Source organism: Acidovorax sp. LjRoot66 (genome assembly GCF_964253305.1).
Lineage (GTDB): Bacteria > Pseudomonadota > Gammaproteobacteria > Burkholderiales > Burkholderiaceae_C > Acidovorax.
On record NZ_CAXUQU020000001.1, the window covers coordinates 3,839,781 to 3,852,778 of the forward strand.

A 12,998-nucleotide genomic window follows, 5' to 3' on the forward strand; every position below is an offset into this window, starting at 1 on the left:
GAGTTGGGTCGTGCACAGACGCAATCCGGCCCGACCCGCGGGCCGGAACTCGATGCCGAGATTCCCGATGGAGGCTGGCCCCGCGGCTGAAGCCCAGGATGCTGAAAGAAGTTACCTGTTACGCCTCGTGAGGCGACGCATTCGAGTAGCGCTTCGCAACGTCCTGAAGCCGTTCACCAAAGCGTCTGGCCGTCTCGATATCACCTTCCAACACTTCGTCAACCGACGCATCGACCGGGGTTGTGGCCATCGCGCCTGAAGATGAACCGACATAATTCAGGTCATTGCGCAGGGCTGCCTTGGTATTGGAGGGCATCATGCCGGTGCCCACCCACAGGCCACTGTGTTGCATGGCAAATGTCATGAAGTACTGCAAGGTGGACAGCTTGTCACCGCTCATGCTTCCGCTGTTGGTGAAGCCTGCGAAGAGTTTGTCTTTCCATTTCTGGGCCATCCACGCGGCGGAAGAGTCATCGGCAAATCGCTTGAACTGCCAACTCGCGCTGCCCATATAAGTGGGTGAGCCCAGCACAATGAGATCCGCGGCAGCCAGTCGCATCCAGGCGGACTCGGGCAGAGTACCTTGCGCATCGATCTCCAGCAATGCGGCTTCTGCGCCCTGGGCAACGGCCTGCGCCAATCGCCGTGTATGGCCGTAACCGGAATGGTAGACAACGACAATGGACGGCAGGGTGTTTTCTGCCTTCATGGGGCAGCCCTCCAGCGCTTAGCCGTTTCCAGCGCATGGTCGCGGTAGCTGCGCAACGGGGCGCCCAGTTCTTGCTGCATACGTTCGACTGCGGCAGCGGAACCCAGCTCGCCATCCAACTGCATGCGCGCCATCATGAGCCGCATGTCATAGGCCATCCACCCGGGTGCAAAGCTCCGAAACTGTGCCTCAAAAGGCCCGATGTCGTCACCCGCGTACAGGATGGTCTTGCCCAGCACATCGCTCCAGACAGCGGCGGCGGTGCGACCCGACAACGCTGTGGGCCCCACGACATCCAACACCTGCGTTGGCAAGGGTTCGCTTGCCGCGTCTCGGCGCAGCAGATGCCGTGCGGCAACCTGCGCCACGTCACGCGCGTCCACCATGGAAATGCCTGCACTGCCGATGGGCATGGGATACACGCCCCGCTCCAGAACACTGGACTGAATCAAGGCATCGTCGTTCTGCATGAAGTAAGCGGGGCGCAGAATGGTCGCGTGCATTCCAAGCTGTTCGATCATGCGTTCAACCGTGTGCTTTCCCGTGAAATGCGGAACATCGGTGAAGCGGTCGCTGTGCATGACAGACAGGTACACGATACGCTCGATACCCGCCTCGCGCGCCAGGTTGAGTGCAATCAGTGCCTGGGTGACTTCGTCTGCGGCCACCGTGTTGAGCAAGAAAAGCGTTCTTGCGCGACCCATGGCCGCGCGCATCGAATCCACATCCTGAAAGTCTCCCTTGACGGCCGTAACGCCGGGTGGAAACTGTCGCTTTTCTGGTGTTCTTGTGAGTGCATGAACGTCTGCGCCTTGCGCGGCTAGCAGCGCCACCACATGGGAGCCGATAAGCCCCGTGCTGCCCGTAACGAGTATGGTCATTTGAGTTGCTTGAAAGTGTGCAATGGTTGTGAATGAAGCGGGTCTGCGGCCAGGCAAGGAAGCGATCCATGTGGGCTTGTTCGACCCGCAACAAGCCCCATTGTTGATGGTTTGACCTTATTCCAATAGACTCGTTGTGTAGACACCGGTGTACCAAAATATGAACAATGAAAACTACTCGATCGACGATCTGCAGTGGTTCATCAAGATCGCGGAGGCGGGCAGCCTCTCACGGGCTTCTCGCCAACTGGATGTTCCGAAATCAACCTTGTCGCGCCGCCTGGCGCGCATGGAGACGGCAGCAGGGGTCAGCCTCGTCAAGCGCAATACCCGAGCCTTCGCATTGACTGATGCAGGCCAACGCCTGCTAGACGGAACAGGTCCACTGATCCATAAACTGAACGCCGTCACCCAGGAGGTTTTTTCTCCGGATCAAACGCCAGGGGGTCGCGTTCGTCTGGCTGCGTCCGCGACCTTTGGCAAAGTCGTGCTGCTGCCGCTGGTGACCGAGTACCTGTTCCAGCACGAACATCTGGAACTCGATGTCAAGCTCAGCAACCGCCACGTCAACATCGTCGAAGAAGGCATTGATCTGGCCGTGCGCATTGGCGAACTTGCCGATTCCAGCCTGAAGGCCCGTGCCATCGGCACCGTGCGCCCAGCGCTGTTTGCAAGCCCCGCCTATGCAAGCCAATACGGGTTGCCTCAGCATCCAGGTGAACTCAGTGCGCACGCCGGCCTTCTGCAGTCGAGGGACGCAGCAGAAATCAAGCTGCATTCGCGAAACAGAACCGCAAAAGGATTTTTGCGTTCACGTTTGGTCATCGGCCCTTCCGACGCCTTGCTTGCGCCTACCTTGGACGGACTCGGAATCGCTGTACTGCCCGAGTTTCAGGCGGCGCCGCTGGTCGCATCGGGGCAATTGGTCAGGGTGCTGGAAGGCTGGCAAATGTCCGCGCTGAAAGTCCAACTGGTCTACCCCCTGCAACGCCATCAATCGCCAACAGTTCGGGCACTGATGGCGTTTCTCGCGGAACAGATCCCCAAAAAGTTGAAGACACTGTCGATCTGAGTTGCCTCGGGTTGTAGACACTTTTTAGCTGCCGAGACCGGGTTTTGGGAGAGCTGCCTGCCTCAAGCAGTCGTTCGTCAAGGTCAGCGGATGGCCGAGAGCAGTTTGTTATAAATTCTCCTGAATGCTCAGCGCCAATTTAATCGTTGGAGTCAACTTAAAAGTTTCTTCCGAATTCGGAAGCTCTTCTACTTTGCTGAATTTTATTTCGGCAATTTCATTTGTACTACGGGAGCATTCAAATATTCGCCGATCTCTTGTGACAATTATTGAATACTCCATTTCATCTTCGCTTTCCGCAAATGCGACAAGCAGTGTTTCCGCCGGATCATAGCCAAGCAGCTCAATGCATAGCCTGACATCAAGCCACTCATTCCTCATTAAATCGGTTAGCTCCTCTATTTCTTGAAGATGGCTGGACATTATTTCCCTCATTTGTATATGGTGGGCTTTCCCTGAAGGCGGCTCCAAAACTTAAAGTTATGTACTCTCAGCTGCACGGCTTCAACTCAAGCCCGTTTCTCCATCCTTCGAGATCGAAGCGGCGAAGTTCAAGCCCCTCTAGAAAATCACCGATTGAAGCAGCTATGAGCACGTATTCAGATGAGCAGCGCGAATAAAATAGATCTTATTATCAGACGTTGGACAAGCATATTGGTTGCCACCGTCATCCTGAGCAGATGACACACCCAGCCAACTTTCCACGATCAATCAGGTGCATCCACTCTGCGCGGAAGCTCAGTACTTCAGCGATATCGCCGTAGCCGGTCGCGGTAAGGAACGCCTCGGCGCTCTCAGGAACTGGCACTTCCCCGCCGGTACCTGGGCTTGGGCGGCGGTACGGCTCAAACTGTTGGAACAACGGATGCAGTCGCCGCAACGTCGTTCGCTGGCCGGTCATCAGACGAACGATAAAGTCATTGATCTGTGTTGTAGCCATGCTCCTCCAATGTCTCCTTCTGGCCGATAGTACGCGCTCGACTTCAAAACACGGTTGAATGCAATCGCTGCTGAGCCGTCATTGGCAATGCTCGGCATTGCAGCCGCAACGACCGCATCACACGTCAGAATGGAAATTGCACAGCACTGGTCGGATAAGGAAGTCGGAAAGCGGGAATCGCGGCCACGCATGATCCGGCAGCGCTCAACGATAGTTGCAGAAATTCGCAGCTTCCGCGAGGCCAAAGGCATGTCGCGTCACTTACCCATCGCTGCTTGCTCAGCGATCTGGATTGCTGGCACAGGCATAGCCAACCGCAAGCTTTCCCGGTACTGCTCTGCTGGAGCCGCATGAACCACTTCCACTACCGCGTCGTAATTGACCCGGATCACGGCCTCGATCTCTTGGAGATCAGCACGGAAAAACTCTTTGCGTCCATTGACCTTGTTCAGTCTGCCGGCTGCGAAATGCGTATGCAGCTTGGCCTCCAATGCCGGGGCATTGTCCGAGAAGACGAGTGCATGCACGTCAAACCGAAAGGGCACTGAGGCGTCACCCAGCTCGTCGACCCGGTCCATGGGCTCCAGTCTTCTCGTCATACCGACCTTGAAGATGCCTTCGCCGAAGGCTCCGATGTTGGAAATGACGTAGACGTAGCCAGCACGTGCGTTCTGCTCGCGGTAGTCCAGCAGCCGCTCCTCATCATCGAGCTTGACGCTCTGGCCTGTGATCTCTTCGATGCGCGTCTGCAGCTCAGCACGCTCTTGAGAGTCAGTCGATGCAGTGAGGCGCAACTGAAGTTTCTGGATGGCGCCGGTGAAATGGCGGCGCTCTTTGTCGATCTTCGCGCGGGCTTCCCGGATCTCTTTCTCAAGCTTTTCCTGCTCGCGCTGGTCCTCGCGGGCTTGGCGGATCGCCTCTTTTTCCTCTTGACGCTTCATCTGGTACTCGTGCGCAAGGTAGAGCTCTTCCAGCTTGCGCTCCAAAACGATGTCTTTCCAGAAAGCGTCGATCGCCTTCACCAAGGTGTTGCATGTGGCGAAGGACCGGCGAATGCGCTCCTCCATCTTGTCCAAATTGCTGAATTTGACGTTGTCAACGCAATAGTCACTCTCGCTGTTGAAGGACCTCAACGCCAGTTTCATCACATCCTTGCGCATCTTCTTCCACTGCGCCTTCGTAAATTCAACAGCGTAGTTGTCGAACGCATCGATCGCGGCGCTCAAGCCCCGAGCAGTGCTCTTTTGGTCTTCCCGGTTTTCGTCCAGTCTCTTTTTGTACTCAGCACTGTTCGTGAACTGGAACTTAGGCTCATAGAGGGCGAATGATTCCAACTGGATTGCATCCTCAGCGCCGAGAATTTGTGCCTGGAGGTTTTGAAGCTGCCGCTGCGCAGCGGCCAGGTCAGCCTCGTGCGAGGCGATCTGAGCGCGAGTGTTGTCGAGAAGGGCTTTTTGTGCAGCGGCCAGCTCCGACTCTTTTTTGGCGTTCTGAGCGCGAGTGTTGATAAGGAGCGCCTGTTCGCTGCGAATTTGATCCTGAACTGCTGCGCGAGTGTTGACGAGGAGGGCCTGCTCGGTGCGAATTTGGTCCTGAACTGCCAGTAAATCGAACAGTCCGAGCGCCTTATTCTGGGCCACAAGCTCATCGTATTTGGCCTGCAGCACCTCATGGTCTTTTTGTGACTGCAGCCGGAGAGCCACAAGCTCATCTTGTTTGGCTTGCAGCACCTCTTGGTCTCTGTGTGACTGCAGCCGGTGCGACTGAAGCTCGGTCTCCAGCCGCGTTGCGGCCGCCCTGTGCTCGGGCCCCTTGAAATAGTCGCTCAATGCCATCGCGCACCTCCCCTTATTTCATTTTTTGTTCTGAACCCGGCCCGTTTCCGCCCGCCTTGCGAGAAGCAATGATGGGCGCACGCGGGTCTGCGTCAAGTGTAGTTTTACAAAGCAGGATACTTCATGTCTGATAGCAAGCAGAGCACTGGACAGGACCGCAAGCTCACCTCAGCTAGTGTGCTGTCCCGCAGATAACTGGCATTAGTCGTGCATACCTTTTCGGTATCTTGCAACGGAGATACCGCAATGAGAACAGGCAGACCCAAGGCCGAGTTGGTGCTGACGGACGAAGAGCGTTTGCAGCTTCAGTCTTTCGCGCGCAGTCGCTCGCTGTCGGCAGCATTGAGCAACCGCGCGCGCCTTGTGCTGGCCAGCGCCGAAGGCGAGGCCAACAACGCAATCGCCGCGCGACTGGGGCTGGCCAAGCAGACGGTGGGCAAGTGGCGCACGCGCTTCATCGAGCGTCGTATCGCCGGCCTGTACGACGACATTCGCCCTGGCCCGGCGCGCACTATCGACGACGAGCGGGTGGCGCACCTGATCAAGACGACGCTGCACACCAAGCCTGCCAACGGCTCGACGCACTGGAGCGTGCGCACAGTGGCCGCTGAAACTGGCATCTCCAAGACCAGCGTGCAGCGCTACTTGCAGCTCTTCGGGCTGCAGCCGCATCGCACCGAGAGCTTCAAGCTGTCCAACGACCCGTTCTTCATCGAGAAGCTGCGCGACGTGGTCGGTCTTTACCTGAGTCCGCCGGACAACGCGCTGGTGATCTGCGTGGACGAGAAAAGCCAATGCCAGGCGCTGGAGCGCACGCAGCCGATGCTGCCCATGGGGTTTGGCTACATCGAAGGGGTCACCCACGACTACAAGCGCCACGGCACGACCACGCTGTTCGCAGCGCTGAATGTGCTCAACGGCGCGGTGCTGGCCGCATGCAAGCCGCGCCACCGGCATCAGGAGTTCCTCGCATTCCTGCGCGAGATCGACAAGGCCGTTCCAGCCCAGCTGGATGTCCACTGCATCGTTGACAACTACGCCACCCACAGCCACCCAAAGATCAAGGCGTGGCTGGCGAGTCGGCCACGCTGGCACATGCACTTCATCCCGACCTACAGCTCATGGCTCAATCAGGTCGAGCGCTTCTTCGCGTTGATCACCGACAAGGCGATCCGCCGCGGCTCCTTCACCAGTGTCAAACAACTCGTGCAGCGCATCGATCAATTCGTCGCAGCCCACAATGTTGACTGCCAGCCTTTCAAGTGGACCGCCACCGCTGATTCGATTCTCGAAAAGCTGCATCGACTTTGCTCACGTATCAGCGGGACAGCACACTAGCCACCCTGGTGGATGGCCTGCCTCCTGACCCTGGAGCATGGTTTTACGAACTCAAACTCGATGGCTACAGTGTCCTGGCGCATATTGAAAGCGGGCTGACTGGATCAAGCTCAAGTGCAGCGACGGGCAGGAGTCAACGGTGCCGAACTTGGTGTCCAGGAACTCCGAAATACGCAGGAGCTTTCGGCATCGAACGTGGTGTCCTCACGATGGTGCCGGTGACGAATCCCTACGCCTATCAGCAGCGCACCCGGCAAGGGGACCGCAACCTCAACCGCAATCTGCGTGTCGGTGCCCAACCTGCCGACTACGAGGACCAGATTGCGAATGTCCTATGCCCCTTGCTGGACGCGCATGACGTGCTGCTCGACCTGCACTCGTTTCACACCCCGGGGCAGCCCTTCACCATGGTCGGCCCCACCAACAACACCGGCACCCTGGAGCCTTTCTAGCATTCGCAGGAAGAGGAGCGTCTGGTCGCGCACCTCGAGCCTCGGCGCGTGGTGGAGGGCTGGATGGATGTGTATGCCCGGGGCGTTCAGCGGCGCCAGCGGGCCCAGCAGTCTGCCAATGCCGCTCTGCTGGACACTGGGTACGGCATCGGCACGTCCGAGTACATGCGCTCGCGTGGCGGCTACGGCGTGACGCTGGAATGCGGACAGCATCGACCCGGAGGCGGTCGCGGTGTGGCCTACCGTGCGATCCGGCAGACACTGGCCGTGCTGGGGTTGACAGCGCTTGCGCTCAAGCCGCCAGCGTCCAAGTTCCAGGTCCTGCGACTTGAGGACGTGGTGGATCGCGAGCATGGCGATGACCGCTTTGCCCAACCGTGGAAAAGCTTCGATCCCGTGGTGGCCGGGCAAGTCATCGGGCTGCGGCACGATGGCCGCGAAGTGAAAGCTCCTGCCGATGGCTTTGTGGTCTTCCCGAATCCGGGGGCGCTGCCTGGCAACGAGTGGTTCTACTTTGCGCAGAAGAGCGCTCGAACGATTGGCTGATCCTTGCCCAAGAAGACTGGGCTCGTGCTCAATTCCAGCCAGGTATCGTCGCGCTGCCCGGCGCCCTTGGGTCTCGTAAGCGGGTTATCAACATTCGATGGGCCGCGGGGAGTTTTCCACAGGGTAGAGGAAAACTTGCTGCTTTTAAGCTTCACACAGAACACCCCAAGGCGCTCTTTGTCGGTGAGCTGATAGTCCAAGATTGGTTTAGCTGATCAGATTCATCGGTGCGCGCAGCGGTCCGTGATGGCCCTTGCCCATAGCCGCACCGCGGCCAGACGGTTCATGAGTTGCGCGCGATCCTCAGCCTGATCACTGTATTGCTTTAGCTCGGGTTCGAGGTCGGCAACCTCCAGAGGCACTAGATTTCCGTCGCCTACAGGTTTGCCAAACTTCAGGCCGCGAGCATCCATGTGCTTGAGCGTCATCCGCCAACCTTCGGGCGCATGTGTGGCAGCAGCTAAGTCAGCCGTATGCTTGTCCAAGATCGCAAAGATGGCATCGCGCAGATCTGGTCGATTGAACTGCAACTGCAGTGCCAGACCTTCCAAGGTTTTCCGCCTGTGCGGGAGTCGGTTGCTCGCACCACGCTCGTTCTGTCGTTCACTGTCTAGGCCATCATGCCCCCCATGAATGGCAAGGGCTCTGGGCTCATGCACACTACGCGCGATGTCATCAGCAAAGAACGCCGAACACTTGAAAATGGAGAGCATTTTCTCGGTCACTAGGTTCGGGTTTGCCATCAATACCCCAGCCGCGAGGCCAGTCGTTAAGCTCGACTCGCCAGTCTCAAGAATTACTTCAATCACTTGAGATGTAATTTCTGGCTGATCTTCTGCCTCGATCAGCAGTCGCTCCTCTAGTGACATGAGGGCGCAGTTAAGTAAGTAACTGGTAACTGAATGGCCACGATATGCGGTCCAAAGGCGCCAGTCGTGGACGTGAGTACGCGCGTTGGGGCTGACCTCGGGTTGCAAAATCACAACCTTGTCTGGGTGCGCCTTTGCGAAAGCGCTGGCGGCGTGATTGCACAGCTCGACCAAAAAGCGCAGGCTTTTCGGAAAGGAATAGAGTAGAAGTGAGCGAAACGGTCCCTGCAGCACAGATGGCGGGAAAAATTTGTCAGCCGCCCGTTCAGTAAGCCCGAAGTCGGATTCCCAGCCGTGTGTTCTAAAGTTGCGTCTGAGCCGAGGCTCGGTCACCGTGTATAGGGTCCGGAACACTTCGCGCGCCATGTCCGGTGTGAAGTAACTCGGCTCCCTGCTGTGCTTGAAGTCGATCATAAACTCCAGCCGCTCCTCCGAGTAAAAATCTCGTCCATCGGATTCGTGAGCCAAGCGCCTCAGAAGCACTTCGATAAACGCCTTGAACCGCGTCGTGTCTGCCCCGCAGCAACTGCACAGGAGCGCGTAGAAGCGCCGGCCGATAGATTGCCCCCCGTACCAGGTCTCGTTGTCATTCACGCAGTAGTGCTCAGCAATGCTGAACACGTCGCGCACCCTTTTTGAAGGTCGCCGCCAGCTCTCGTTGTGTGCGATGGCGTCATCGGCGAGCTGGACGACCCATGGGTGACTCTCAGGTGGCAGAAGAGGAAAGACTTTTGCGACCAGCTGGACAATCACGTCCCAGGCTTTGCCCACAGGTGCAGCCATCCCGATGCGAGCGAGGATTTCTTTGTTCGCAGTGTCGTCTGCTAGGCTTGAGTAGTCGATGGACGATGGCCCTTTGCAGGCAACTCGCAACAAGTGACCTAGGCGCTTCAAGAGGCTCTCGTTGTCAAATGAGACATTGCTGGCAAGCCTTGCGACCAAGGACTCCACTTGATCGGAGCGCAACAGACCGATCGCTACTTCATCTCGCCATAGCTGTGGAATTGCTGAGTCTTGCCTGAGCGCAGCGTCTAACAGAGCATAGGCGTCTGTATCACCCTCCGCAGACCGCTGCGCCGTCCATGTACGCAGTGCACGACGCATGCCGGCGTGCGAGCGAAGCCTTGCAAAGAGCGCTGCCCAGTCGCGCTCTGCAGATCGAACCTCTCGCTCGATACGAAAGAAGAGCGACCAGTCCTCCAGGACGTCATGCGCCGGTGCCACCCGGTCGGCGGCGTCCGTTACCAACACAGCGTCTTGCAGAAGTGACGTCACCGCTTCTGCGTCGACTGGAGCCTCAACAAACTGCGCGAAGCGCTCAGTACGTTGGTAGCAAACTTGGTCAAAGGCAACTTGTCTTCGAGCCGCCATCCCTTGAGGTAGGCCCTTGCTGGGAGCAATACGCGCTGTCCAAAGCATCCGTCGCAGATCGTTGCCCGATACCGAGGGCAATGTGGTACCGCCAGCAGTGAAATTGAACGCAAGCCGTAGGTAGTACGGTGCGCGCAGCACTGCTCGAACACCAGCATCCTTGACGACGGCTTCTTCAATATCGCTGCCTACTACTGCAGCAGAGATCTCCAAGTCTGAGAGGAGCGGAACCTCGACAACCTGGCTGGAGAAGCCGGTCAGGAAATTCGTATAAAGGGGATTGAGCGCGTAGGAGCGCGTTGTGATGCATAGCTTCGCTCCTTTGTTCTGTCGGACCAACGCCAGCAACTCTTCAAGTGCGCCTGGGTTTCTCGCCTCAAGCACTTTCTCGAGCGAGTCGATGACAACAGTGGGCGTACCGCCGCGAAAGATGCTCGCAATGGTGAGCATTGGGTCGGGCACCCCTGCCAGTGATAGAACCGTCGCCAAACTCGGTTTATCGAGTTCATCGGCCCGAAAGAAGAACAGCGGGCCGGACTCTCGCAAGAGGGGCGCCAGGCCCGCCATGACAGCAGACTTGCCGGCACCCGGTCCTCCTGTGACGATGGCGAGTTGCCGCTCCTCAAAGCCTGCCAGCACACGAGCGAGACACTCCCCACGCGGTATGTGGGTGCCGTTGGGCAGTGCGGTGGAGATAAGCGACAGCTGAAGGCGGGAGCTTTCACTGAAGTGCTCAGCGATGCCACCAAGGCCTCGCTGTAAGTTCAGGCGGTTGACTGCCTGCTGCAGGCCTGCGTTCGCAGTGGTGGTCCACGTGTTCCGGGTGACGGTTCCGACGCCAGTGCCTTGCGAAAAGACATAGGAGACCAGGCCGTCCCACACGAGCTCGCCGGAGTCGCCTGATTGGCCTGACATCAAGAGTGCTTGAATGAGGCTGAGTTCTTGCGAGGAGTCTGTGCCAAGGTCGTGTACATCGATACGAAGACGGCGGAGGAGTTGGAAGACGAGTTCATCGGTGTACTCATCTGCAAGGGTATTCTTTGAAACCTCCTTGAAGACTTCCCAGACCTCGGTATGTTTGCGGCTAAGTAGCTTCGGCGTATGAAGCTTCAGAAGAAAATCGGCCAGATTCACAGACGCACGGGATAGCTCGCACAACCTCTTGGCAGCTTGATTGGCGACAGTAGCAGGGGCAGTCGTGGCGAGAACCAAAACATCGCATGAACGATCGAACGGACTTCCTTCGACGCGAAGGAAGTCCCGCCAAGCGCCTTGCAGTCCGTCGACAAAGTCCTCGTTGCTGGCAGTTATATTCAGCCCACGCTTGCACTGAATCAGCTGAAGATGCTTGCCCTCGGCGCTTTTAACCTTGCAGAAAATATCGTCAGTGTGCGCGCCCGCGTAGCGCGCCTCGAACCGAAGTTCTTCGACGCGGTATCCGTGTAGGCTGAAAGCCGTTGGGAACCCGGTGAGCATATTGGCTAGGTAGAGCGCCCCAACACGGGACTGGAACACCCCGCCGCCGCCGCCGGTGGCGATCGTGCTCGTAACGTTCGTTCCCCGTAATGGGTCGCTCTTGGCCTTTTCCTCGCTGGACATTGGAAACTATTCCGCCGAGATGTGGCGCCTCCGTAGAACGAGCATAAGCGATTGCGATGCAGCTCTCCCGACTGTCAAGCTGCGAAATTACTCATTTATAGCGCCACGGTACTGCATAGCTGCAAAGAAGCCGTCTCAAACGCAAAATACCCGGCGAGTTCCGTCAAAACGAAACCATGGATAACTAATCCAAGTACCTAGTTTGTGGCAGGCAGCGGTGTTTCGCACTGCGCCCATCACCGATCGCAAATCGCTGCAAAGCATGTCACCATGCTTAACAACCGATCCGAGTGCGATCTTGGTCGCATTTGAAGCCGACACCGACGCGAGGAAGTGGAACATGGCTTTTCTTAACGAAACACAAGGCTTCTAGGAAGTGCATCCAAGCCGCCGGTGCTGCCACGCTTCTTCCGGTCCGGTTTCAGTAGTCATCCGTTCGGGTATCTTCTACGCATTTCAGTTTCGGCGCATGCAACGGCCTCGCCAAACATTGAGCGATAGTCAAGGTCGAAATAGGCCGTGCCAATCTTGAGTTTTCCGTTTCTCATCGGGCCTATGCACTCATTGGCTTGAGAAGCTGTCAACGGAAATTTGTTCGGCCCCGCACCCGCTAACTGCACGCAGTGGTGCAAGCCGGCTACATAGTCGGGAAGCATGAGCAAGGGCTCGTCTTGCTCCGTGGTGAGTCGAACCTCACAGGTCTTGAACGTAACGCCAACCGCTTGGGTTCTTGATTGAGGCCGCGCGCCATTCCACAACTCCATGAATGATTCTCGGCTTTCCCCGCCAAGTTCATCATCAAAGATCAGCGTCTGACCAATGGTTATTGGGCCATTCGCCTTCGCCGTTTCAATTGCTTTCGAGAGATAAGCTGCATGACCGCTCGCTACAGCAGCGCCTTCAATGAACGCCAGAATCCTTGCTATGTTAGCGGGCTTCAGCAAGCCAGCCTTGCCGCCTTGAAGGCGGTTCAACATGGATTCATGAGCCGCGCTGTCTTCCCAGAACCTCTCCCACGCTGTCGTCCCGAGATATCGTGTAATAGCGCCGACCGCAAGGCACTCGCGTGCCAAAATCCGCCCGACCTCCTTTGCTTGTGCAAAAGTGCACTGCCCCCACTTGGGAAGGCCGGTAGGCAGCAAGCTCCGAACATAGTCGGCACGGTCGGCTGCTATTGCGACACCGCCTGTGGTGACCGAGAGATTGGCACCATCGCGGTGGAACCGGCCCGCGATGTCGATAAGCAGCATCTGATGTTCCATGCGGAGTAGGTGCCGTTCTATGGTTGGGCTAGATCTTGGCTGAAGCTCGCTCTTATGAAACTGCTCGCCTCTCTGGTTGAGCATCGCCTACCTTTGGCTGAGGACGGCTTTTTCAACTGGACTA

11 protein-coding genes are annotated in these 12,998 nt (G+C 57.5%); 4 read left to right on the forward strand and 7 right to left on the reverse strand.

Annotated features, from left to right (window positions below):
• Positions 1-118: 118 nt before the first annotated feature.
• Together ACSQ3Y_RS18175 and ACSQ3Y_RS18180 are read right to left on the reverse strand one after the other, a co-directional pair.
• The gene (locus tag ACSQ3Y_RS18175) at positions 119-709 is read right to left on the reverse strand and encodes a flavodoxin family protein (RefSeq protein WP_436178352.1); all 591 of its coding nucleotides are present in this window, start codon (positions 707-709) and stop codon (positions 119-121) included.
• Positions 706-1,590, reverse strand: coding sequence for an NmrA/HSCARG family protein (locus ACSQ3Y_RS18180; RefSeq protein ID WP_145698839.1), 885 nt, complete (start codon positions 1,588-1,590; stop codon positions 706-708). The genes ACSQ3Y_RS18175 and ACSQ3Y_RS18180 overlap by 4 nt, the downstream gene beginning before the upstream one ends.
• A gap of 160 nt (positions 1,591-1,750) precedes the next feature.
• Here ACSQ3Y_RS18180 and ACSQ3Y_RS18185 point away from each other — a divergent pair, with 160 nt between their 5' ends.
• Positions 1,751-2,662, forward strand: coding sequence for a LysR family transcriptional regulator (locus ACSQ3Y_RS18185; protein WP_145698838.1), 912 nt, complete (start codon positions 1,751-1,753; stop codon positions 2,660-2,662).
• A gap of 108 nt (positions 2,663-2,770) precedes the next feature.
• Here ACSQ3Y_RS18185 and ACSQ3Y_RS18190 read toward each other — a convergent pair whose 3' ends face one another.
• The 3 genes from ACSQ3Y_RS18190 to ACSQ3Y_RS18200 all read right to left on the reverse strand — a co-directional run bounded on the left by ACSQ3Y_RS18190 (position 2,771) and on the right by ACSQ3Y_RS18200 (position 5,437).
• Positions 2,771-3,085, reverse strand: a complete 315-nt coding sequence (locus ACSQ3Y_RS18190) for a hypothetical protein (RefSeq protein ID WP_436178353.1) — start codon at positions 3,083-3,085, stop codon at positions 2,771-2,773.
• 244 nt (positions 3,086-3,329) lie between these two features.
• Complete coding sequence (locus ACSQ3Y_RS18195; RefSeq protein WP_436178354.1) at positions 3,330-3,602, reverse strand: hypothetical protein; 273 nt, start codon at positions 3,600-3,602, stop codon at positions 3,330-3,332.
• A 257-nt stretch (positions 3,603-3,859) separates the two neighbouring features.
• Entirely contained in the window at positions 3,860-5,437 is a 1,578-nt protein-coding gene (locus ACSQ3Y_RS18200) for a DUF4041 domain-containing protein (RefSeq protein WP_436178355.1), read from the reverse strand.
• A 246-nt stretch (positions 5,438-5,683) separates the two neighbouring features.
• Here ACSQ3Y_RS18200 and ACSQ3Y_RS18205 point away from each other — a divergent pair, with 246 nt between their 5' ends.
• From ACSQ3Y_RS18205 to ACSQ3Y_RS18215, 3 genes are all read left to right on the forward strand, one after another.
• Positions 5,684-6,775 (forward strand): IS630 family transposase, encoded by a 1,092-nt coding sequence (locus tag ACSQ3Y_RS18205; protein ID WP_436180137.1) that lies wholly within the window; start codon positions 5,684-5,686, stop codon positions 6,773-6,775.
• Between the two features lie 218 nt (positions 6,776-6,993).
• The gene (locus ACSQ3Y_RS18210) at positions 6,994-7,227 is read left to right on the forward strand and encodes a hypothetical protein (RefSeq protein WP_436178356.1); all 234 of its coding nucleotides are present in this window, start codon (positions 6,994-6,996) and stop codon (positions 7,225-7,227) included.
• Positions 7,228-7,290: 63 nt separating this feature from the next.
• On the forward strand, positions 7,291-7,773 hold the full coding sequence (locus tag ACSQ3Y_RS18215; protein ID WP_436178357.1) for a hypothetical protein: 483 nt from the start codon (positions 7,291-7,293) through the stop codon (positions 7,771-7,773).
• Between the two features lie 221 nt (positions 7,774-7,994).
• Here the strand turns inward: ACSQ3Y_RS18215 and ACSQ3Y_RS18220 are convergent, their stop codons facing one another.
• Both ACSQ3Y_RS18220 and ACSQ3Y_RS18225 read right to left on the reverse strand, forming a co-directional pair.
• Positions 7,995-11,612, reverse strand: a complete 3,618-nt coding sequence (locus ACSQ3Y_RS18220; protein WP_436178358.1) for a hypothetical protein — start codon at positions 11,610-11,612, stop codon at positions 7,995-7,997.
• A 428-nt stretch (positions 11,613-12,040) separates the two neighbouring features.
• Positions 12,041-12,874 (reverse strand): hypothetical protein, encoded by an 834-nt coding sequence (locus tag ACSQ3Y_RS18225; protein WP_436178359.1) that lies wholly within the window; start codon positions 12,872-12,874, stop codon positions 12,041-12,043.
• Positions 12,875-12,998 lie beyond the last annotated feature (124 nt).

Bases quoted from the DNA above. Each gene is read 5' to 3' on its own strand.
- ACSQ3Y_RS18175 (WP_436178352.1), bottom strand. From the start codon at position 709: ATGAAGGCAGAAAACACCCTGCCGTCCATTGTCGTTGTCTACCATTCC.
- ACSQ3Y_RS18180 (WP_145698839.1), bottom strand. From the start codon at position 1,590: ATGACCATACTCGTTACGGGCAGCACGGGGCTTATCGGCTCCCATGTG.
- ACSQ3Y_RS18185 (WP_145698838.1), top strand. From the start codon at position 1,751: ATGAACAATGAAAACTACTCGATCGACGATCTGCAGTGGTTCATCAAG.
- ACSQ3Y_RS18190 (WP_436178353.1), bottom strand. From the start codon at position 3,085: ATGTCCAGCCATCTTCAAGAAATAGAGGAGCTAACCGATTTAATGAGG.
- ACSQ3Y_RS18195 (WP_436178354.1), bottom strand. From the start codon at position 3,602: ATGGCTACAACACAGATCAATGACTTTATCGTTCGTCTGATGACCGGC.
- ACSQ3Y_RS18200 (WP_436178355.1), bottom strand. From the start codon at position 5,437: ATGGCATTGAGCGACTATTTCAAGGGGCCCGAGCACAGGGCGGCCGCA.
- ACSQ3Y_RS18205 (WP_436180137.1), top strand. From the start codon at position 5,684: ATGAGAACAGGCAGACCCAAGGCCGAGTTGGTGCTGACGGACGAAGAG.
- ACSQ3Y_RS18215 (WP_436178357.1), top strand. From the start codon at position 7,291: ATGGATGTGTATGCCCGGGGCGTTCAGCGGCGCCAGCGGGCCCAGCAG.
- ACSQ3Y_RS18220 (WP_436178358.1), bottom strand. From the start codon at position 11,612: ATGTCCAGCGAGGAAAAGGCCAAGAGCGACCCATTACGGGGAACGAAC.
- ACSQ3Y_RS18225 (WP_436178359.1), bottom strand. From the start codon at position 12,874: ATGGAACATCAGATGCTGCTTATCGACATCGCGGGCCGGTTCCACCGC.